The sequence below is a fragment of the Pleionea sediminis genome (assembly GCF_007570825.1).
GTDB lineage: Bacteria > Pseudomonadota > Gammaproteobacteria > Enterobacterales > Kangiellaceae > Pleionea > Pleionea sediminis.
This window is the reverse complement of sequence record NZ_SUNB01000002.1, coordinates 1-22,253: the sequence shown is the minus strand read 5'-3', so window position 1 is coordinate 22,253 and position 22,253 is coordinate 1. Positions and strand designations below refer to the sequence as shown.

The 22,253-nt window shown below is 40.6% G+C and carries 22 protein-coding genes and 1 tRNA gene; 12 read left to right on the top strand and 11 right to left on the bottom strand.

The genetic code is table 11. The features are described from left to right. Window positions 1–190 precede the first annotated feature (190 nt). From FAX86_RS09955 to FAX86_RS09940, 4 genes are all read left to right on the top strand, one after another. Window positions 191–1,063, top strand: coding sequence for a DMT family transporter (locus FAX86_RS09955; RefSeq protein ID WP_144393268.1), 873 nt, complete (start codon window positions 191–193; stop codon window positions 1,061–1,063). A gap of 78 nt (window positions 1,064–1,141) precedes the next feature. Then, entirely contained in the window at window positions 1,142–3,196 is a 2,055-nt protein-coding gene (locus FAX86_RS09950; protein ID WP_205859176.1) for an alpha/beta hydrolase family protein, read from the top strand. Between the two features lie 322 nt (window positions 3,197–3,518). Next, complete coding sequence (locus FAX86_RS09945; RefSeq protein WP_144393267.1) at window positions 3,519–4,298, top strand: DUF3050 domain-containing protein; 780 nt, start codon at window positions 3,519–3,521, stop codon at window positions 4,296–4,298. A gap of 332 nt (window positions 4,299–4,630) precedes the next feature. After that, window positions 4,631–5,404: a DUF3050 domain-containing protein gene (locus FAX86_RS09940; protein WP_144393266.1), complete on the top strand. Its 774-nt coding sequence runs from the start codon at window positions 4,631–4,633 to the stop codon at window positions 5,402–5,404. A 53-nt stretch (window positions 5,405–5,457) separates the two neighbouring features. Here FAX86_RS09940 and FAX86_RS09935 read toward each other — a convergent pair whose 3' ends face one another. Together FAX86_RS09935 and FAX86_RS09930 are read right to left on the bottom strand one after the other, a co-directional pair. Continuing rightward, complete coding sequence (locus FAX86_RS09935; RefSeq protein WP_144393265.1) at window positions 5,458–6,231, bottom strand: ferredoxin--NADP reductase; 774 nt, start codon at window positions 6,229–6,231, stop codon at window positions 5,458–5,460. Between the two features lie 158 nt (window positions 6,232–6,389). Further along, window positions 6,390–8,699 carry an efflux RND transporter permease subunit gene (locus FAX86_RS09930; RefSeq protein ID WP_144393264.1) on the bottom strand — a complete coding sequence of 770 codons (2,310 nt, stop codon included), beginning with the start codon at window positions 8,697–8,699 and terminating at the stop codon, window positions 6,390–6,392. A 245-nt stretch (window positions 8,700–8,944) separates the two neighbouring features. Here FAX86_RS09930 and FAX86_RS09925 point away from each other — a divergent pair, with 245 nt between their 5' ends. After that, window positions 8,945–9,688 (top strand): hypothetical protein, encoded by a 744-nt coding sequence (locus FAX86_RS09925; RefSeq protein WP_144393263.1) that lies wholly within the window; start codon window positions 8,945–8,947, stop codon window positions 9,686–9,688. Between the two features lie 138 nt (window positions 9,689–9,826). On the opposite strand, the gene FAX86_RS09920 is transcribed toward FAX86_RS09925, so the two are convergent. The 9 genes from FAX86_RS09920 to suhB form a co-directional block, all read right to left on the bottom strand. Continuing rightward, complete coding sequence (locus tag FAX86_RS09920; protein WP_144393262.1) at window positions 9,827–10,255, bottom strand: SufE family protein; 429 nt, start codon at window positions 10,253–10,255, stop codon at window positions 9,827–9,829. 28 nt (window positions 10,256–10,283) lie between these two features. Further along, entirely contained in the window at window positions 10,284–10,817 is a 534-nt protein-coding gene (gene sufT, locus FAX86_RS09915; RefSeq protein WP_144393261.1) for a putative Fe-S cluster assembly protein SufT, read from the bottom strand. An 18-nt stretch (window positions 10,818–10,835) separates the two neighbouring features. Beyond that, entirely contained in the window at window positions 10,836–11,186 is a 351-nt protein-coding gene (locus FAX86_RS09910) for a HesB/IscA family protein (protein ID WP_144393260.1), read from the bottom strand. Window positions 11,187–11,197: 11 nt separating this feature from the next. Further along, window positions 11,198–12,445 carry an aminotransferase class V-fold PLP-dependent enzyme gene (locus FAX86_RS09905; RefSeq protein WP_144393259.1) on the bottom strand — a complete coding sequence of 416 codons (1,248 nt, stop codon included), beginning with the start codon at window positions 12,443–12,445 and terminating at the stop codon, window positions 11,198–11,200. A 28-nt stretch (window positions 12,446–12,473) separates the two neighbouring features. After that, complete coding sequence (gene sufD / locus FAX86_RS09900) at window positions 12,474–13,766, bottom strand: Fe-S cluster assembly protein SufD (RefSeq protein WP_144393258.1); 1,293 nt, start codon at window positions 13,764–13,766, stop codon at window positions 12,474–12,476. Next, window positions 13,766–14,515, bottom strand: a complete 750-nt coding sequence (gene sufC / locus FAX86_RS09895) for a Fe-S cluster assembly ATPase SufC (protein ID WP_144393257.1) — start codon at window positions 14,513–14,515, stop codon at window positions 13,766–13,768. The genes sufD and sufC overlap by 1 nt, the downstream gene beginning before the upstream one ends. 64 nt (window positions 14,516–14,579) lie before the next feature. Further along, window positions 14,580–16,019, bottom strand: coding sequence for a Fe-S cluster assembly protein SufB (gene sufB, locus FAX86_RS09890; RefSeq protein WP_144393256.1), 1,440 nt, complete (start codon window positions 16,017–16,019; stop codon window positions 14,580–14,582). A gap of 117 nt (window positions 16,020–16,136) precedes the next feature. Next, the gene (iscR, locus tag FAX86_RS09885; protein WP_144393255.1) at window positions 16,137–16,619 is read right to left on the bottom strand and encodes a Fe-S cluster assembly transcriptional regulator IscR; all 483 of its coding nucleotides are present in this window, start codon (window positions 16,617–16,619) and stop codon (window positions 16,137–16,139) included. Window positions 16,620–16,784: 165 nt separating this feature from the next. Then, entirely contained in the window at window positions 16,785–17,567 is a 783-nt protein-coding gene (gene suhB, locus FAX86_RS09880) for an inositol-1-monophosphatase (protein ID WP_144393254.1), read from the bottom strand. Between the two features lie 215 nt (window positions 17,568–17,782). Between suhB and FAX86_RS09875 the strand changes: the two genes are divergently transcribed. From FAX86_RS09875 to FAX86_RS22505, 7 genes are all read left to right on the top strand, one after another. Beyond that, window positions 17,783–18,535: an RNA methyltransferase gene (locus FAX86_RS09875; protein ID WP_144393253.1), complete on the top strand. Its 753-nt coding sequence runs from the start codon at window positions 17,783–17,785 to the stop codon at window positions 18,533–18,535. A 3-nt stretch (window positions 18,536–18,538) separates the two neighbouring features. Next, entirely contained in the window at window positions 18,539–19,369 is an 831-nt protein-coding gene (gene cysE / locus FAX86_RS09870) for a serine O-acetyltransferase (protein WP_144393252.1), read from the top strand. A 61-nt stretch (window positions 19,370–19,430) separates the two neighbouring features. Continuing rightward, window positions 19,431–20,588, top strand: a complete 1,158-nt coding sequence (locus FAX86_RS09865) for an IscS subfamily cysteine desulfurase (protein WP_144393251.1) — start codon at window positions 19,431–19,433, stop codon at window positions 20,586–20,588. Window positions 20,589–20,770: 182 nt separating this feature from the next. Further along, window positions 20,771–20,846: transfer RNA gene (locus FAX86_RS09860), tRNA-Lys, on the top strand. Between the two features lie 264 nt (window positions 20,847–21,110). Further along, entirely contained in the window at window positions 21,111–21,542 is a 432-nt protein-coding gene (locus FAX86_RS09855; RefSeq protein ID WP_144393250.1) for a hypothetical protein, read from the top strand. Window positions 21,543–21,613: 71 nt separating this feature from the next. Beyond that, window positions 21,614–21,973 carry a DUF6559 family protein gene (locus FAX86_RS09850; RefSeq protein WP_144393249.1) on the top strand — a complete coding sequence of 120 codons (360 nt, stop codon included), beginning with the start codon at window positions 21,614–21,616 and terminating at the stop codon, window positions 21,971–21,973. Between the two features lie 84 nt (window positions 21,974–22,057). Continuing rightward, window positions 22,058–22,253, top strand: a 196-nt coding sequence (locus tag FAX86_RS22505; RefSeq protein ID WP_205859175.1) for a hypothetical protein, incomplete at its 3' end; no start/stop codon positions are given.

Genomic DNA, 22,253 nt, shown 5'->3' with positions numbered 1-22,253 from the left:
GGGTTTTCTTTTTATAAACCAATTTATAATTTGAAGATTTAATTATTATTTTTTGATTATTTAAAAGATAACTGAAGAAGCTAGTCAGCAATGATGGTGTATTTTTGTTATCGAATGAATCATCATACTTCTGACTCAAATTAGCTTTATTTGAATCACACTCTTTAATCGCCAAACAACAGAGCGGATTATGCAAGTTCGTCTATCAGCAATTATTTATGCACTGCTGGCCATTTTATTAATGTCATTTGTTCCGGCATTAATAAAAATTAATGCCGCTAATGAAGTTGAGATTGCTTTTGTTAGACTTGCCGTTGCTGGAACTGGCGTTTATATCTTTTTAAAAATAAAAAGGTTGTCATTGAATTTAAATTTAAATCAATGGTTAGCTTTAGGATTATTAGGCGGTGTTTTTGCCGTTCATTGGTTTTTGTATTTTAAGAGTATCAAGCTTTCAACACCATCTGTTGGGGCGATTACCGTTTCAACTTATGGGATTCATGTCGCATTGTTAAGCCGATGGCTACTTAAGCAGTCGATGACTCGTTACGACATTGTAGCTTTAGTGCTTGCTGGTTTTGGTTTATACATCTTAATACCTGAATTTAACTGGCATTCCGACTATTTTCTGGGGGCTGTGTTGGGAATCGCAAGTGGGTTCTTGTACGCTTGTTTACCAATAATCCATCAGAAAAACTTAGACATAGATGCGACAGTTCGCACGGCAGGGCAATTTATCTTTGCGTGTATTTGCTTTGGGCCATTTGCTATACCTCAAAACTGGAGTTTATCGGTCAATGATTGGCAAGGTCTTATTTTTCTCGGAATTGTTTCTACTTTGCTTGCACACAGCTTTTGGATAAAAGCAACCTCTGAGTTACCCGGCGTTATTTCTGGTGTTGTCTATTACTTGTACATTCCCGCCGCAATGTTGATGAGCGTTCTGTTAGCAGAAGAGAAGATTACCGGGTCATTGGTGACAGGTGCTTTAATTATCATCGTATCGAATGTACTATTAGTGGTTTCAAAATGGAAGCACAGCAAAACAATTAAAAAAGCTTAAGTGATAGTTTATGTAATTTATCTTAACTCTGCTTTTGCTTGCAGCTTTTAAAAAATGAATGATAAGAGAGGCCAGATAATGAAAACTTTCTCACCCATTATTTATGCACTGATTATGATGTGCGTATTATTGAATCCTGTAGCCGCTAAACGCGTGATGACTCTCGAAGAGACCGTTATGACTCAGTACGTTGGTGGTTCATACATAGCTCCCAATGGAAAATACACGGCTTATACCTTGGTAAAGCCGATAGAAGTTTATAAAGATGAAGATGGAAAACATCGTGTTGAATTACACGTTGTAGATTCTGCCGGAAACAGTCGTCCTTTTATTACTGGTAAAGTTGCTGTGAGTAATGTTCAGTGGAGTCCAGACAGTCAATATATTTACTACACGTCGAAACGTAACGACGATAAATACACTTCCATTTATCGGATTCCAATTGACGGTGGTGAGTCGATGCAAGTGGTTTCACATGGTAATGGCATTGGTGGATTTTCAATTAATAGTGAGAGCAATAAACTAGTATTTATCGCAAAAGATCCGAAAGATGCAAATGACAAAAAGCTTAAGAAAAAAGGGTTTAAAGCGGAAGTGTATGAGGAAGATGCAGAGTTTTCTCACCTATATCTTGTAAATCTAAATAATTTGGAAGGTAAACCTAAAAAGTTAGCGATGGAACGTCATGTTCTTTCTGTTGCTTTTCATCCTAAAAAAGATCAGCTTTTGTTACGTACCACGCCAACACCTCACATTGATGACAATTATACGGCATCCGTGTATGGCGTTTTTGATTTAGAAGGTGATAATTTAGAAACCTTTAAAACAGAAGGAAAGTTGGGCGGCGCCAAATGGTCACCCGATGGAAAATATGTCGCGATAATTGGAGCAGAAGACAAAAACGATCCTGCTGATGGTCGTTTGTTCGTGGGGCGTGCTTCAAACGGCTCTATTGATAAAGTCTTACCAAATTATATGGGACACGTTAAAGATGTAGACTGGACGTCTGACTACCAAGTGGTTTACATGGGACATAAAGGTACCAGCAGTGAGATAGGTGTCATTAATTTAGATAATAAAAAGTCGCAAACATTATTGCCTTTGGGTAAAGGCGCGTTAAGAAGTATTGATGTTAGTGCCGATGGAAAGCAGATGGTAGGAACTATGGGAACTTCTGAACATCCTCGAGAAGTTTTTCAGATTACTGAAGGAAATTTAAAGCGTTTAACCCAGTCAAATGATTGGCTAAAAGATATTAAGATGCCGAAGCAAGAATCTATTACTTACAAAGCACGAGATGGTGTTGAACTAGGTGGAATTCTTGTTTATCCCATCAATTATAAAAAAGGTAAAAGTTACCCATTAATTATGATGGTTCACGGTGGTCCTGAAAGTCATATCTCTAATGAGTGGCTGGATCGTTATAGCTATCCAATTAAACATGCTACCGGAAATGGCTTTGCTGTTTTCCTTCCTAATTATCGAGGAAGTACCGGACGTGGTGTTGAGTTTAGTAAATTGGGCCAAGCCGATTATGCCGGAAAAGAATTTAATGATTTGGTCGACGCTATTACTCATTTATCGGAGCAAGGCATCGTTAATAAAGAGCGAGTGGGTATTACCGGCGGATCCTATGGTGGGTATGCATCAGCCTGGGGAGCAACTGCACTGAGCGAACATTTTGCTGCGAGTGTTATGTTTGTGGGAATTTCTAATCAATTATCAAAGTTTGGTACGACAGATATCCCAAAAGAAATGTATAACGTTCATGCACGCAATTACCCTTGGGATAAATGGCAATGGATGTTAGAGCGCAGCCCCATTTATCATACCGATAAAGCGAAAACGCCTTTACTAATTATGCACGGAAAAGAAGACACGCGAGTGCATCCGGCTCAATCGATGGAGCTTTACCGTTACATTAAAACGCGTACAGAAACTCCTGTGCGTTTGGTTTATTATCCTGGAGAAGGTCATGGGAATCGTAAAGCGCCTGCGCAGTTAGACTACAGCCAGCGATTAATGCGATGGATGGAGTTCTATTTGAAAGGGAAAAAGAAAGGTAACAAAATACCCCCTTATGAACTCAATCATTCAGAGCGTTTGAAAGCTGATAATCAAGAAAAAGATTAGATAACGAGTAGAGAAAGGGCGCTTAATGCGCCCTTTTTAAAATCCAGTAAGTTTTGCCTGATATTGTTTAGGTTCTTATAAAACTCTTTTTTAATACTAAAATATATCTAAATCTCCTTTTGGCTCTCACTGTAATCGTGGCGCATAACTCATGCCAGCTTAAATTTAATTGAGAAATTTTTCTTTTGAATATGATTTGCATCTCAATATTGAAATTAAAGCTGTTTAATCCGTGAGCAATTTCCGTAAATTTAGGCACAAACCTTGAACGGTGTGGAATGCGGCGTAAGCTTATACTTATGAGCTGTAAGAGGTAGTAGCCATGTTGACGTTCGACGATCCCCACTTGAAATCACTCTGTGAGTTATTAACAGAGCATCCCTTATTAAAGTCTATTCAATCTCATGAAGATCTCGAAATTTTTACTAGTCAATATGTCTTTGTTGAATGGAGTACCATGACGTTGGTCAAAGCGTTGCAAGCTAACTTTACCAATCATGAAATCCTTTGGTCGCCAACCGATGATCCGATGGGGCGCAAGTTAGTGAATGACTTGGTGATTCATTTTGAATCGAATCCGGATGTTGGTGGATTATCGAGGCTTGAGTGGTACATGCAAGTGATGCACGATAATTCTGTTGATACCGCTTATATGGAATGCATGCTGGATAACATCCAACAATACGGCAATTACGCATCTATTATTGATTCATTAGACTTTGCCGCACAAAGATACGTACACAATATCGTACAAACGGCAATGAGTGGTCGTATTGTCGATATTGCTGCCGCCTTTTTCTTAGGCGTTTGGGTTGTTGAGCCATTATTTGCTAAGCAGTTATTATTCGGAATCAATAGTCACGTCTTAAATCGTGCAAATTCTTTACGCTATTTTCTTGAAGTACAGTCGCGTCCAATTCATGAAGAGCAGAAAGTCACGGCAATTAATTTATTAAGTCGCTTGTGTAACAATGACTCTCAAAATTTTGCCCGTTGTATTCATGTCGCAGCGAAATTACTTGAACTAAAGCACATGCTTTGGGACAGTATTTATTATCAAATAATTGAAAAGTCTTCAAAGAAAAAGTATCTTCAAGGCTAAGTTTTCAAAACTTCATTTTTAATGCTCTCTTTGTTAAGTGTTAAATATGTTTGTTCATAGGAAGCTTTGCTGTTTTTGAATTTTAAAACATCGTGGACAAATAGTTTTAAAGGATAGAGATAATTTTTTCAAATAATTTAACTCGATCACTCTTGCTAACTTTTTCACTTTGCAGTATTTTATTTGAAGTGCTTAGAAAAATCATAAAATCCATCTCGCCAAAAAGATATCTTATCTGTAAATAATGAACTCCATAGAGATTTTAAATTTATTTAGTTGAACGAATTCTCTCAAAGCGCTAGCTTAAAAATAGCTACTTGAGGAGTTGTCCAATGTTGAATTTTAAAACTGAGTCCATCAAAGCATTAAACCAGCAATTAGTTTCTCATCCTTTATACTGCTCGATTTATTCTCTTGATGACATGTCTCTTTTTATGCAACATCATGTTTTCGCAGTTTGGGACTTCATGTCATTGCTAAAAGCTTTGCAAGTAAAATTAACCAATGTTTCTGTACCTTGGTATCCGGTAGGAGATCCCGCCGTTCGTAAAATGATTAATGAAATTGTTTTAGGTGAGGAGTCGGACGAAGTGGTAGGTGGACTGTCACATTTTGAATGGTACATTCAAGCGATGAAAGAGTGTGATGCTGACACTTCAGCGATAGATATGCTACTTGAGGCCGTAATGAGTGGTGATGATTATCATTCGGTGATTTCATCGTTACCGCCTTCTGTTGAGCAATTTGTTAATACAACATTGGACATTGTTGAGAACGGAGAGCTGCATGAAATAGCTGCAGCTTTCACCATTGGTCGAGAAAATTTAATTCCTTCAATGTTTGTCGAACTAGTTCGGAATATCAATCGTGATCATCCTGATAATACTTACACATTAATTCGATATTTTGAGCGTCACATTGAAGTCGATGGCGATGAACATGGGCCTCTGGCAACACAAATGCTAACGAGACTTTGTGATAATAGTAATGCAAAATATCAAGATTGTTTAGATACTGCAGAAAGAGTTTTACAAAGCCGTATTGATTTGTGGAATGGTGTTTATGCCGAGTTGATCAATATTAATGAAATGTCACAAATAGCTTAAGTTTTTTAGGCTAATAAAAAGGCGATTTAATTAATCGCCTTTTTTAATGAGGCCTATTCAACAAAGGCTCGTTCGATAACGTAGTCGCCTTGTAACCCAATTTTAGGACTAATTTCAAATCCTTTTGCATCTAATAGGTTAGATATGTCTTTTAACATGTCTGGATTGCCACAAATCATGGCTCTATCCGTCACAGGATCCAGTTCATTCATCGATAGATTTTTGAAAAGTGAGCCGTCTTCAATGGAGGTTGTTAGTCGACCTGAGTTTTGAAATGGTTCACGTGTAACCGTCGGGTAATAAATTAATTGGTTACGGACGAACTCACCGATGTATTCATGGGCAGGTAATTCTGTTTCTATAAATTCTCGATAAGCCAGTTCTTTAATGTGGCGAACGCCATGACACAAAATAATGGTTTCGAATTTTTCATAAGTTTCGGGATCTTGAATGATGCTTATGAAAGGCGCGAGTCCTGTTCCGGTTGCAAATAAAAATAAGCGTTTGCCTGGTTTTAGATCATCAATGACCAAGGTGCCCGTTGGCTTTTTACTAACAACAATTTGTTCGCCCTTGGATAAATGTTGCAATCTGGAAGTTAGCTTACCATCAGGAACTTTAATACTGAAGAACTCAAGGTGCTCTTCATAATTAGGGCTGGCTATGCTGTATGCGCGTACAATGGGTTTATCCAATTGGGGCAGCCCAATCATGACAAATTCGCCATTGCGAAACTTCAACCCTTGACTGCGAGTCGTTTTAAAACTGAATAGTTTGTCACTCCAGTGGTGAACATCTAAAACGGTTTCAACGTTTAAATTCTTCATGCTAGTTACTAAATCGGTCGTTGCTGTTACTTAAAATTGGGCGCTATTATACGGTGAATTTGGATAATAAAACACCTTCCTTGTGCCTGAAATAGTGCGATAATGATAATTATTATCATTAATGAACGCTAAAAAGTCAACTATAGCAATAAATTCGGTTAACAATTCTTTGAGTGGCCTTCTGAAGAGTCTTGTTTGCGTTTGTCTAACCAGTACAGTGTGATTGGCAGCAAGGTAAAATCAATTATCAAGGCAGCGATAAGGGTAATGCATAATAAAGCACCGGTGTTCGATGTTGGCGTTAGCGGAGAAGCTATGACTGTTGAAAACCCAGCGACCAGAATAACGGTTGTTGTGATAAGTGCTTTTCCAACGATATGAAATGCGTAATCAAGAGATGCTTCACACGATTGTAAGAGTTTAGTTTTTGCATGAGCGTACTTGGATAAAAAATGAACAGTGTCGTCGACGATTATCCCCAAACTCATGCAGATTACGACGGATAGTGCCAAATCAATATAACCTATCGAGAATCCCCATAGCCCATAGGCAATTAAACCAGGAAATAAGTTGGGTATTAAGCTGACAAGACCGTATTTAACAGATTTTAATACTGCGCCGATGAGCAGACTTATAATTATTAAAGCGATGGCGCTCCCTAAAATCATTTGGTAGATATTTCTCTGGGCAATATGCGCAAAGATATGATCCATTCCTGAAATCTGTAATTGATAATTTGTACCCTGAGTCAAGTTTTGGAAGTAGGTTTGTATTTTGTTCTCAAATGCCAGCAGTTGCTCAGAATCCATCGGTTCTAATGCGATACTTGTTCTGGCTGCAGAACGCTTTGTATTGATAAATGAGTTGACGCCAAGTCCTTGTGGTAAAGAAAGCTCATAAAGTAATAGATATTGACTCGCCAGTTCTCGAGAGTCCGGCATTTTATAATATGCTTGATCATCTCCGTGCATATTTTGATTTAAGCGCTTTAAGATATAGCCATAGCTTTGAATATGTCTAACTTCGGACTGACTTTCGAGATAGTTTAAAAATTCATTTAGCACATTTAAATATTGCGGAGAGTTCACGTTACCATCGGAGTTAGAGTCAATAACCAGCTCATAGCGGTGAAGTCTCGAGAACTTCTCTTTTAGCAGATTTACTGTTTTGGTTAACTCAAAGGATTCGGAAAAGTATTTGCTCCAATTTTCGCTGATTGTGAGTTTTGAGAGTCCTGAAACACTTAATAATATTAAGAGCACCGTACTGATAAGAATTAATTTTTGATTGCTTCTAATCCAATGAGAAAAATTTTGAAGCCATTCTTTTGATGACGATGAATGAGCTTTATAAGCAATGGGGAACTTAACGAGTACGACAGGTAACAGGGTAATGGTCAGTAGCCAAGCGAGTGTTACGCCAATCGCTACCATATTGCCAAGATCACGATACGGAGGCGAGTCGCTAAAATTTAAAAATAAAACTCCAATAGCCGTAGTGAGGCTGGTAATTGTGATTGGTTTTAGATTGATATTGAACGCTTCATGATTGGCCTGTTGTTCGCTCAATCCCTCATTTATTATTAAATAGCGGTAACTCGTTATGTAATGGACGCAATCGGCCACGGCTAATGTGAGTATCACCGAAGGAACAAAACCAGCAACCGGCGTTAACTCTTGCTTAAATAATGAAAAAATTGAGAACGTAAAAATAATACTAAGCGTCACGACCACAAGTGTAATGATAGTCGCTTTGATTGACCGTAAGAAGAATAACAGTCCTATCGATATTACCAGGTAACTAATGGGAACCAGTAATATCAAATCATTTTTTACAGCCGATTCTAAAGTGACATTTGAAACAACTGAGCCACCTAAATACAGTTCCAGATCGGGATAGTCTTCTCGCCATTGACGAACAAGGTCTTTAGCTTCTCCGTAAATTGACTTTGCAATCTCAGGATTATTTTTATCAAACTCTAATACGGCTTGAATCAATGTCACAGATTCATCTGGCGATAAATACGTATTTTGTAATTGTTGATCATTATCGATAGCAGCTTTAAGCTCACTTGGGATTTTGGAGTAATCGATAAGGCTTTTCGTATACAGAGTGTCTTCGATGGCGTAAGAGTATTGATGATTACTTAACGAGTTGACGCGTGTAGTCGAAGGTAGTTCCCAGAATAATTCAGTAAACTGATGAATTTTTTGCATCTGTTCCGATTCAAGCCAGGAGTTTGTTTTTGAGTAGGCGACTAAAAAGATGCTATCGTGAGAACTAAATTCAGCTTCGAATTGCTCAAATGCTTTAAGTTGAGGATTTTCGCCACTAAAGTAGACTCGAAAGTCGTTACTGAAGTGAAGGTTCTTCGTAAAGGGCAGTGTGAGTGAACAGACGAACAATAAAGCAAACAGAGCTAGGCTTGCATATCGCAGATTGATTTGTCGGCTTTTATTTATTGTCATCAATTGAGCCTTTAAAAATACTTACTCTCCTATGTTATATTGCTCGTTGTAATGCATTCTAATCCGACATGCAACTGAAATTCTCATTAATATTTAATCCTATTGAGTTTTGTCTATATAGAAGTTTGTGGGCGTGGTTACTCTCATAGTGTTTAATTGATTAAGAAATTTAGTACTTGAATTGAAATTTATCGTCTTTCATTATTAGGGTTTAGTCTTAGTTTAAAATGCAAAGGCCTGTATAAATGCTTAAAATCATTAAAGAGCACTTTCCTAAAGTCTTCGTTGAGCTTCTGATAATTGTTGTGGGTGTTCTTATTGCTTTATTTGTTAACGATTGGCACGCACAACGAGAAGTGAATAAGAATATTCACCATGTATTAACGGCTGCTCTCAATGAATATCGAGAAAACTCGGAACAGCTCAAGGCAGTTGCCAATTATCGAAAGCAACAGATTGAGGAGTTGTACAAAGGAGGACGATTATCATTGTCTGTTTCGTTAAAAGATGTGAATCTTGACCTCAGTAATTTAATGGCCATTAGAACTAGCCTATTAAATTTGTTTCGAGAAAATGGTTGGTTTTTCGATGACAGTAAGTTGATGTTGGTTAAAATTGATGATGATCGTTATTCATTTAAGATTGAGCAGTCACAAGGAACACTCAAAGTTAATGGCGATCAATTAGAGCTACGTTTAATGAGTGGTATTCAATTAAAAACAGCGCGATTAAGTGACAGTAGCTGGAATCTTGCTGATGCCAGTGGCGTACTCGATGACATCAATTACGATACCATTGAAATTTTGCATCAAATTCATGTCCATCAAGCCATGTATTTGAACCAGCGACAACGTGCACTAGATGTTCTTTATGGACAGCAGGGGGCAATTATTCCCATTATTGAAGATCTTTCAAATCTCGAAAAGGACTTAATGCAACAGTATCAGCAAGCAATAACCAAATTAGAAACTCAACGGAGCAACTTATAAATCTGCGCCTTGTTTTGAGGTAAGGGGCTTTTTATCAAGGTCGCAATACAGGTAGTAATAGATTTATGCTCTGAAGGTGTATGAGGGAGAGAACTGACAAAGGCCAAACTGGCGTGTCTGGCCTGACCGAATACTCGCTTACGATGCTTTTTCTTGTGCAATAGACTGAATGCGCTTAACCATGGCTCGCAATCCATTTCCGCGAGTTGGACTTAAGTGTTTTACAAGATCGATTTTTCCAAAGAAGCTCTCGATATCAAAGTCAATCACATCATTGGGTGATTTATAATTGTAAGCGCTCATTACCATGGCCAATAAGCCACGAACGATATGAGCATCACTGTCAACATCGAAAGATAGGGTATCATTTTCAAAATAGGGCTCTAACCAAACCTGGCTTTGGCAGCCACGCACCAAACGTTCATCCGTTTTTAATGAGTCATCAATTTCAGGCAATTGTTTACCTAAATCAATAATATACCGATAGCGGTCTTCCCAGCTGTCGAAAAAACTTAAATCTTCGATAATATCGTCGCTGGTGATAGTTTTACCGAAAGGATTACTCATATCTTATTACTAACCTATATTGTTCTGTTTAGAAAAACATACCCGTTTCAAGTTGGGCTTCTTCCGACATCATTTCTCGAGACCAAGGAGGATCAAACACTAACTCAACATTAACCGACTCAACATTAGGCACTTTTGCCACACGGTATTTCACATCGCTGACTAATACAGGTCCCATCCCACAGCCCGGCGCAGTGAGCGTCATATTAATATCGACTGATTTTGATTCTTGCTGAATAATGACGTCGTAGATCAATCCAAGATCAACCAGGTTGACTGGAATTTCGGGATCGAAAATAGTCTTTAATGCATCCCATACTTGCGATTCATCAATGCTGCCATCTGCTGGAGTATCAAAATTAAAGGACTGTGCTTTCATACCAATAGCATCGGCATCTGTACCATCAATTCTGGCAAGATTACCATTAACTGCAACCGTGTAGTTGCCGCCTAACGATTGAGTGATCGTTAGAAAAGTATCTTTAGGTATCGAAATCTTTGTACCAGCGGGCACCAGTCGAGCTGGACAGTCACGTTGAGTGACGACCATTTTACGTTCCATTAAAAAACCTCTGTATTTTTAAAGTGTAAAACTTTCGCCACAACCGCACATAGCTTTGGCATTGGGATTATTAAATTGAATATTACTGTTTACACCTTCGGTCACATAGTCAATTTCTGTGCCTTGCAAAATCGGTAATGCTTCTTTAGAGACAAACAAAGTCACACCTCCGAAGGAATAAGTTTTATCATCGGCTTCTGGTGTGTCGACAAAATCCATCTCATACATAAACCCAGAGCAGCCGCTCTCTTTAACCCAAAGTCGGACTGCTTTTTCAGAGCGAGTGTTAAGCTGACGTTGAAAATGACGAATTGCTTTGTCAGTCATGGTCAGGTCAACATCATTGGGAGAAAATGTTTCGACTGTCATAAATTCCTCAACTATAAAAGAAAGCTTTTCGCTTTGTTTAATGCATTGAAAAGTCGAACCACATCGTCTTCGTTATTATAAAAAGCGAATGAAGCACGAATGGTTCCTGGTATGCCGAACTGTTTCATTATTGGCATGGCGCAATGATGTCCAGTTCGAACAGCGACACCTTGTTGATCTAATAACATACCGACATCATTAGGATGAGCTCCTTGTAATAAAAAGCTCATGACGCCTGTTTTTTCTTTTGCAGTGCCGACAAGTTTCAATTCTTCTACCGACTTAGCTTGTTCAGTAGCAAAAGCTAATAATTGATCTTCATAAGCTTGAAGTGCATTTCGATCAAATTGAGCTAAATAGTCTATTGCTGCTGAAAGTCCAATTGCGCCGGCAATGTTGGGAGTGCCAGCTTCAAATTTATAAGGTAGCTCATTGTAAGTAGTACCATCAAAACTCACGACTTCAATCATTTCGCCACCGCCTTGATATGGCGTCATGGATTCGAGCAATTGTTCTTTACCGTATAAAATGCCAATGCCAGTAGGGCCAAACACTTTGTGGCCAGAAAACGCATAGAAGTCGCAATCTAGATTTTGTACATCAATATCGAAATGCGGAGCCGCTTGAGCACCATCGACCATGATTTTTATATCGAACTTACGAGCCTCGGCAATCATTTGTTTGACTGGATTAATACTGCCAAGAGCGTTGGATACATGACCAATAGAAATCAACTTAACTTTTTCATTAAGCATTGCCACATATTGATCGAACTCGATTTCGCCACATTCATTAACTGGAATCACCTTCAGTGTCGCGCCTGTTTGTTCGCAAACCATTTGCCAAGGCACAATATTGGAGTGATGTTCCATGGCTGAAACCAAAATTTCATCGCCTGAAGTTAATGATGCACGGCCGAAACTGTTAGCAACCAAGTTGATGCTTTCCGTTGTTCCGCGTGTCCAGATAATCTCTTCTCGTTTGGCTGCATTGATAAAACGCTGGACATTCTCCCGCGCGTGCTCAAACTTTGCGGTTGCACGATCACTAAGGGCGTGGGCTCCGCGATGAACATTAGAATGATCGTGTTCGTAGTAGTGTTTTATCGAATCGATCACCAAATTGGGCTTTTGGGTTGACGCAGCGTTATCAAGATAAACCAGAGGCTGACCATGGACTTCCTGATGCAAAATGGGAAAGTCTTGCCGTATCGCCGCAAAATCGATGGCTTTCTTGTTTTCTGCCAAAGCGTTTGTCATTTAAATACCTCAAGGTTTACTGATTTAATCATGCTGCTTGCTCAAATAGATTAGCAAGAATAGGGCGGAGATAATCGCCTACAGCTTGGTGTTTTAATCCATCAATAAGTTCGTTAATGAAACCAAAACTTAACATTAATTCGGCTTGAGACTTTGGTATACCCCGAGACTGAAGATAAAATAAAGACGTTTCATCCATTTTTGCCACAGTCGCGCCATGGGCGCATTGCACATCATCGGCATAAATTTCAAGCTCGGGCTTAGTGTTGATTTCCGCTTTATTCGATAACAATAAATTTTTATTACTTAACTCGGCCAACGTTTTTTGCGCGTCCTGGAGAATATGAATGCGGCCATTAAAAACGGCTTTCGAGCTACCGCCAACAATGCCACGGAAGATCTCTTGAGTTGTACAATGAGGAACGCGGTGTTCAACATTGGTATGGTAATCAATCTGTTGTTGAGCATTTGACAGATAAACACCATTTAAGTCAGCATGAGAGCCCGATGCTTGATGATAAACATTGATATCAAGACGTTTGATTTGGCTACCGAGTCCAACATGAAAACTGTTTAGTTGAGAGTGTGCGTCAAGCCAGAAGTCGAGCTCGCCAAAATGAATGGTATGCTCTTCTTCAAGATGTAAGCGATAATGATTCAAGTGAGCGTTATCATTGAGTACACATTGAGTAGATTGATTAAACAAGCTATTGTCAGTTGCGTCTTTATTCGTAGCGAAGTGTTCGACAACCGTTGCCTGACAATTGGCAGCAACCCTAATCAGACAATTAGCAAACGTTGTCTTTTGTTGTGCAGACTCCGTTGCAACGTAAATAATATGTAATGGTTTAGTTTGAGCTTGATTGAACTCGATTAAAATACCGTCTTGGGTCAAGCTGTCATTTAGTAAGCTAAATATATTTTTCTTATCGTTCTTTTTGTTGAGCTGCTCAAGAATAAAATCCTTTTGATCTGCATTTGCGTCACGGTAGAAAGTGATTGCTTGTTCTTCAAGTTTCGATAGCGATGAATCGTATTCGCCATTCACCAACACCAGACGATCTGCGTCAAGTTGCTCTGCCAGTTCTGGTAATTTAATATCTCCAGAATCTGCTTCAGCAAGACGAGCAAAAGACTGACGTGTGAGAGCGCTTAAGTTATTGTACTTAAAATGTTCTGTTTTACGAGTAGGAAAACTTGAATGAGCAAAAGCATTCAATCGTTGTTTCCGAAAATCGGCGAGCCAGTCAGTTTTTGTTTTTGCTTCGAGTGTTTGTGCCAGTTCGCTGGACTCGCGAATATAATCGACTGCTTGACTCATTATGCAACCTCTTGTTCTAACCAGCTGTAGCCTTTCTTTTCGAGCTCAAGCGCTAGCTCTTTACCACCCGATTTAACAATTTTTCCATCCGCCAATACATGCACATAGTCTGGAACAATATAGTCAAGAAGACGTTGATAATGGGTAACAACAACAAAGGCTCGATCAGGTGAACGTAATTCGTTAACGCCTTTGGCGACGACTTGAAGTGCATCAATATCAAGGCCAGAGTCGGTTTCATCGAGTATGCAAAGTTTAGGTTCTAGCAACATCATTTGCATAATTTCGTTACGCTTTTTCTCGCCACCCGAAAAACCTTCATTAACACCGCGTTTTAAAAAGTTTTGATCGAGATTAACCGCTTTACAGGCTTCTCTCGCTTTTTTCATAAATGAAACCGAGTCGGGAGCTTCAACGCCACGGTACTTTGAAATGGCATCAATAGAAGCTTTTAAAAATTCAAGATTGCTGACACCAGGAATTTCTACCGGATACTGAAAAGCCAAAAACATACCTTCTGCTGCGCGTTCTTCTGGCTCTAACTCGAAAATATCTTTGCCATCTAATGTGACAGTTCCGTCCGTTTTTTCGTAGTTTTCGCGACCCGCCAGTACATTGCCTAAAGTACTTTTACCGGCACCATTGGGGCCCATAATCGCGTGAACTTCTCCCGGTTTAACTTCGAGATTTAATCCCTTTAAAATAGTTTTGCCTTCAACTTCTGCGACTAAATTATTAATGCTTAGCATATTCTGTGTTAACTCCAATCATGGTCTGTGCTAAAAACTGACAGCCAGAAAATTCTAAATGTATTTAACCAACAGAGCCTTCTAGGCTCACTTCGAGTAGTTTGCCGGCTTCGACTGCAAACTCCATAGGTAATTCTTTAAAAACTTCTTTGCAGAAGCCGTTGACGATCATAGAAACTGCTTTTTCTGGATCGATGCCGCGTTGTTGGCAAAGAAACATTTGATCGTCACTGACTTTCGATGTTGTTGCTTCATGTTCAATGACGGCAGATGGATTTTTACTTTCGATATAAGGGAAAGTATGTGCGCCACATTTATCACCAATTAACAAAGAATCGCACTGGGTAAAATTACGTGCGCCTTCAGCCATTGGACTCATACGTACAAGCCCTCGATAAGACGACTGACTTTTTCCTGCTGAAATACCTTTGGCGATAATGGTCGACTTGGTATTTTTTCCAAGATGAATCATCTTGGTACCGGTATCAGCTTGTTGCATATTGTTGGTTAGGGCGACCGAGTAAAATTCGCCAATGCTGTTGTCGCCTTTCAAAATGCAGCTTGGGTACTTCCAGGTCACAGCAGAGCCTGTTTCAACTTGAGTCCAACTGATTTTTGCGTTGTTGTGGCAAACGCCACGTTTAGTCACAAAGTTGTATATTCCGCCTTTGCCGTTTTCATCACCCGGGTACCAGTTTTGTACCGTTGAATATTTAATTTCGGCGTTATCTAAAGCAACTAACTCAACGACTGCTGCATGCAACTGGTTTTCATCACGCATGGGTGCTGTACACCCTTCGAGATAACTTACGTGACTGCCTTCTTCGGCAACGATTAGAGTGCGCTCAAACTGACCTGTTTTGGCTTCGTTGATTCGGAAGTAAGTGGAGAGTTCCATGGGGCAACGTACGCCTTTCGGAATATAAACAAAGGATCCATCACTGAACACAGCGCAGTTTAAAGCGGCGAAAAAATTATCGCGCACTGGGACCACGGTGCCTAAGTATTTTTTTACGAGCTCAGGGTGTTTGTGAACGGCTTCGGAAATAGGGCAGAAAATAACTCCGGCTTCTTCCAGCTTTTCTCGGAATGTCGTTGCTACTGAAACCGAATCGAAAACTGCGTCGACCGCAACGCCCGCTAAAATTTCTTGTTCATGCAATGGGATGCCCAATTTTTCATAAGTTTCGAGTAATTGAGGATCAACTTCGTCCAAACTTTTGGGTTTATCTTCCATACTTTTCGGCGAAGAAAAGTAAGAAATTTCCTGGTAGTCGACCTTTGGAAAATTAACATGAGCCCAATCGGGTTCTTCCATTGTTTTCCAGGCTTCAAAAGCTTTTAAACGCCACTCTAACATCCACTCAGGCTCGCCTTTTTTGGCTGAGATAGCGCGAACGACATCTTCATTCAATCCTGGCGGAAGGGTTTCTGAGTCAACTTCAGTGACGAACCCGGCTTTGTAGTCTTTACCAATGCGTTCGTTAATGACTTCGTCTGACATTGAAATCTTGCTCCTATACCTGAATCATGACAGGTAATTCATTCAACTGGCGTTAGTTCTGTTTCGGTATTTAGCACCAAAAATTAAGGGCGCGAATTATAACAGAAACCAGGCCAATTAGCTTACTTGCGAAAGAATAAATGTGTTGTTGGGTTCGCTCGGTCGAAGGTTATCTTCTCGTTGAGCTTCTTCTTTCGCTTTTTGTTTATCGATGACATTTTGTAAGGTGATACCCGACAAAAACTGATGAATCTGCTCGCTCAACTCACACCACAAGTCATGAGTAATGCATTGTTTTCCGTCGTGGCAATTTCCTTTTCCACCGCAAGCAGTTACATCCGTTGACTCATTGACGGCATCGATGACTTTCGCAACGACGATATCGGCAGGAGAATTAAATAATTGATAACCGCCACCCGGGCCGCGAACACTTTTTACGAGCTCGTTTTTCCGGAGTTTGGCGAATAACTGCTCCAAATAGGAGAGCGAAATACCTTGGCGTTCTGAAATTTCAGACAGGGTAATGGGCTTGCTTTCAGCGTGAATGGCCAAATCAAGCATTGCAGTGACTGCATATCGACCCTTGGTAGTGAGTTTCATATTTCGTGCCTCTTAACGTTTAAGTGCTAGTATAACCGACTAAAATACTCGGGTAAATAACCGAGTACAATAGTCGGATAAGTAATGTCGAAGGATTGTAGAGGTTGTACGAACAGATATATCGACCAGATATTAAATTTTCGGTCGATATATTGAATCTGGAGATTACTTGAGTGTATTTAAGATGGCTTTGAAGATTTTAGGGTTGGCTGCCAAAATGGATTCGCCATTTTTAAAATTTGGATTACCTTTTAAATCACTGACAATTCCGCCAGCTTCAGAAACCAGTAAACTACCCGCAGCGATATCCCACCACTTTAAACCGTATTCCCAAAAGCCGTCAAAACGACCCGCTGCAACATAGGCAAGATCTAGTGCTGCAGAGCCAGCTCGACGCATGTCGCTACATTTAGGATAAAGCTTACTGAAAGCGGTCATGTACTCATCGAACTGTTCAACACTGCGAAAAGGAAAGCCTGTTGCCAGCAAGGTTTGTTGTAATTCTCGCGCCTGGCTGACTCGAATACGTTTACCGTTGAGTTGGGCACCGTTGCCTCGTGATGCTGTGAATAACTCTTCTCGCACAGGGTCGTAGACGACAGCCACTTCAATTTTGCCTTTAACCTGGGCAGCAATGGAAACACAGAAATGCGGCATGCCGCGAATAAAATTGGTTGTACCGTCGATTGGATCGATAATCCAAACAACGTCATTATCTGAGTTTTCTGAGAGGTGTTCGCCACTTTCTTCGCCAAGAAAGGCATGATTTGGGTGGGTTTTTTGAATGGTCTCAATGATGCGTTCTTCCGCACGCTTGTCGATATCGGTGACAAAATCGTTACGACCTTTAACGTCGGTTTTTACTTTGTCCATGTTTTCGGTTGCACGCATAATCGTGTCGCCAGCCGCGCGCGCCGCACGGACTGCAATTGTTTGCAATGGATGCATCAAGACCACCTTGTATAAGAACGTTTGCTAGAAAATTAGCAATAAGTTGCGCTATTCAACTCATTTCGGCGCGGATTCTACCAAAATAGTGGGAAGTTTTGAATCGCTTAACCTCGAGAATTATTAAATATGTGAATATTCTTGTTCGGAATTCCCGTTTCTGGAGATGCATCTGCTAAAATGCGCCGCGAATTATCGGTTTGGTTAAGGTAGCTATGTTAAACGATATAGAATTTGTTCTTTCTCACACAACGCATCCTGGGAATATCGGTGCAGCAGCCCGTGCATTAAAAACCATGGGATTGTCGAAGTTAAAGTTAGTTAATCCCAAGCAATTTCCCAGTGCCGAGGCAACACGACGCGCCTCGCGAGCAGATGACATTTTGGCTAATGCCAAAGTGTATAACTCTATCGAAGATGCCGTCGCCGAAAACCGTATTATTGTTGGAACCAGTGCGCGCAGCCGTACTTTGCCTTGGCCGATGATCGAGCCGAGAGAATTAGGGCGAAAAATCGCGGCTGAGCCTGAGCGTCGGCCGGTAGCTATTTTATTTGGCACTGAAAACTCAGGATTAACCAACGAAGAGTTATCCTTGTGCCATTACCATGTTTACATACCCACTAACCCTGAGTACTCTTCATTAAATGTTGCCTCGGCGATTCAATTGATTGCGTACGAATTACGATTAGCAGCGCTCGATAACAAAGATATCATTATGCCCGAGCCTGAGTGCGATGATCCCGGTGAATTGCCAGCAACCGGCGAACAAGTGGAGCAAATGTTTGAACATTTGCAACAAGTTATGGAACATACCGAGTTTTTTAATCCACTTAAGCCAAACAAAATACGCATGCGCATACGACGGCTATTCAATAAGTCCGATCTGACCGATAGCGAAATCAGATTGATGCGCGGATTTTTAGCGTCGATAAAAAAGTACGTCCCCCAACGAGAGGAAAAGGAATAGAGCGTGTTTAAACGACTCAAAGAAGATATCCATAGTGTTTTTGAACGAGATCCAGCGGCGCGAAACTGGTTTGAAGTGCTTACCTGTTATCCTGGAATGCAGGCAATCTGGATTTATCGAATTAATCACTGGTTGTGGAAAAACAACATAAAGTGGCTTGCGCGGTTTTTGGGGATGTTGGCGCGTTGGTTAACTGGTGTCGAAATTCATCCTGGTGCGACCATTGGCCGGCGATTTTTTATCGACCACGCAACGGGCGTTGTTATTGGTGAAACGGCCGTTATTGGTGACGACTGTACGTTGTACCATGGAGTTACCCTTGGCGGGACAACCTGGAATCCTGGTAAGCGTCATCCAACACTCGAAGATGATGTAGTGATTGGAGCAGGCGCAAAAGTTTTGGGACCCATTACAATCGGAAAAGGCGCTCGCGTTGGGTCAAACTCCGTCGTTGTGAAAGATGTTCCCGAGCGGGCGACAGTTATCGGTATTCCAGGACATGTTGTACGTGACGGACAAGGCAACAATCCACAACATCGAAAACGCATTGAACAATTAATTGGATTCGAAGCTTATGGGGACAGCTCTTTAGCCTACGATCCCGTTGCACAAGTTATATCGAGCATGCTCAAACACAGTCGAGCCGTCGATCAACAATTAAAAATTTGCCGAGAAGCTCTCGAAAAGGCGAACCTTCAAGTTGAAACCGTACCCCTACCGGGAATTCAAGCGGCTGATTTTCTTGATGACTATTTCAACGGTGAAAGTGATACCGTTGATTCAGCCGAAGCGAAAGCCAACCAGAATGATAAAGCCGAGCCCGAGTCCAGTTAAACTTGGGCTCTGGTCTGCCATCCGTTAAAATTAAAAGTATTGTTAATTAGTTAAGTCTTCCATGAAAAAGCCTGTTTATCTCGATTATGCAGCCACCACTCCGGTGGATCCTGACGTTGCAAAGAAAATGATGGATTTTCTAACACTCGATGGTCAGTTTGGCAATCCGGCGTCGCGCTCGCATCGTTATGGGTGGCAAGCTGAAGAGGCCGTTGATATCGCGCGCAATCAAGTGGCTGATCTTATTCAGGCCGACCCGCGCGAAATTGTTTGGACCTCTGGTGCAACTGAGTCCGATAATCTTGCGATTAAGGGCGCGGCTTTGGCAAATCAGGAAAAAGGCAAACATCTTATTACTTCAGAAACAGAACATAAGGCGGTTATTGATACTTGCCTATATCTGCAACAAAAAGGCTTTCGCATTACATTTTTGAAACCTGATGAGCAGGGAATTATTACACCTGAGCAAGTTGCAGATGCGCTCGAAGATGACACTATCCTGGTATCTATCATGGCCGTAAACAACGAGACCGGCGTCATTCAAAATATCGCAGGAATCGGAGAGGTGTGTCGCGACGCACAGGTTTTGTTTCACGTCGATGCCGCACAAGCCATTGGTAAGATACCTTTTAATGTCAAAGAACTGCCCATCGACCTTGCCTCATTTTCGAGTCACAAAGTGTATGGGCCAAAAGGAATAGGTGCGCTGTATGTCCGTCGCAGTCCCGATGTACAGATCGAAGCGGCCATTCATGGTGGTGGACATGAGCGAGGTATGCGTTCGGGTACCTTACCGACGCATCAAATTGTCGGTATGGGCGAAGCCTTTGCAAAAGCTGGTGATGTATTGCAAGAAGAGGCAAAGAAGTTGTTGGGCTTTAAACAGCAACTATGGTCTGAATTATCGAGTATTGAAGGTGTCAGCCTAAATGGCAGTTTAGAATCGTCCGCGCCAGGAATTCTCAACATTAGTATTGCGGGTGTCGATGGTGAAACACTATTAATGTCACTTCATTCTCTTGCTGTGTCCTCTGGCTCTGCCTGTAACTCTGCAAGCGTCGAACCTTCTTACGTTTTAAAAGCGATGGGTGTATCTAATGAATTGGCTCACAATGCCATTCGAATCAGTGTTGGCCGGTTTTCCACTCAAGAAGAAATCGACTATGCTATATCAGAATTGAAAACGGTAATTGAGCAGTTGCGTCAGATGAGCGTGTGAAAAATCATCAAAAAATCAAGTGTTTGAACACAAATTCAACAAGATAATACGTATAGAAAGTTTTTTCGAAAAAACGCTTGATTTAATTTTCAGAATCAGCATAATACGCGTCTCACCGAGAGGGGCAGTCATAAAAACGTAGTTGAACTGTCAAATTTCTTCAGAAACTCGGGACACAATTTGGGTTGTTAGCTCAGTCGGTAGAGCAGTTGACTTTTAATCAATTGGTCGCAGGTTCGAATCCTGCACAACCCACCATTATTTAGAAAGGCCGCATAGAAATATGCGGCCTTTTTTATTGCATGGAAATTTGGAATAAAATTAAGGATGATTTGCTCTCGCTTGAATCGAGAACGCTTGCTCATTGCTTGAATGTCTTTTTCTTGAAAAGAGCCACTCGGTTATCAGAAAGAATATTGCAATCGTCTATAATTTACACATAACTTATCAAGTCAGCGATACAATCGCGCGTACCTCGCAATTGATGCTGCTTTTAAGCGTTAGCACTACAAAGGAAGTTCCATGAAATTATTCAATATTACATTTTGTCTTTTACTAGTATCGATTGTTGGGTGTGCTTCAAATCCTAGCACGAGCACTTCTAAATACGATGTAAACGCGGCAATGCAGGAAGCTGGAAAATATGTGGCAGAAGAAAAAACTGAATTTTTCATGTTTCATATCCCAGCAAATTCACCTATTGAGTCAACATCTGTAACTCTTAAACGCCACCTATCTGAAGCTGCCAAGTCTAATGCAAACTTAGCGATTATTGGGGCTGACCACTCTTTGAATTTCTCTATACTAAAAATAGCTCTAGCAGAATTTGATGAAGCATCACTTGCTGGCGCAAATTTGATTTATGTCGGCGATAGCAGCAATTTTAAAGAACTCGAAAGTTTAGCATTGAATGCAGGAGCCATGTTCAAAGCTACAACATATCCTGTAAAATGAGTGCTAACCAGAAAATGCACGCGAATAACAACACTCGCGTGATTTAAGCGTTAAGTTTTCATGGAGTAGCAATGTACTTTTTTGCTGGAATTAGAAAGAAAAGAGCGATTAAAAGTTACATTAATAGACTTGGCAAAGATTTAGCGAAACGCTATGGAAGGTCAAAACAATATACGCCTGGGCAAGTTGTTAAAACTGTTCAGGACTGTGGATATAACTGGCGCCACATATGTTATGCACATGCGCTTTACGTATCCCAAAAGCACTTCGAGAAGTGGCACAAAGAGCAGGGCGAACCCTGTGACTACACAGCAATGCGCGAAGATATCGCACACAATTATTTCGGGGGTAATGTTGAAAGTATGGCCTCAAGTGATTTTAGTGGTGGCTTCGATACAGGTTTCTCTGATGGAAGTGCTGGTAGTGATTAAACTTAACAAAATATTGGAAAAGACGACGCAAAATACGCGCGCCTCAATTAAGTGTTATGCCGTTTAGCGGGTTAAGGCTCTAATATGACTTATGGTGGCGCAGGAATAATTGCTCTTTTACCAGTATTGCTGCTATCGATATTGATAAACTCTATTTGGTTTGTAAAAAGTAGTGGGAGTCGCGGCTGGAAAATACGCGTTCTTTCGATCTATGCAGTAATGATCATCATGCCATGGTTTGCACCTTTGATCCTTGGATGGGAGTTTGTCAGTAATAGCC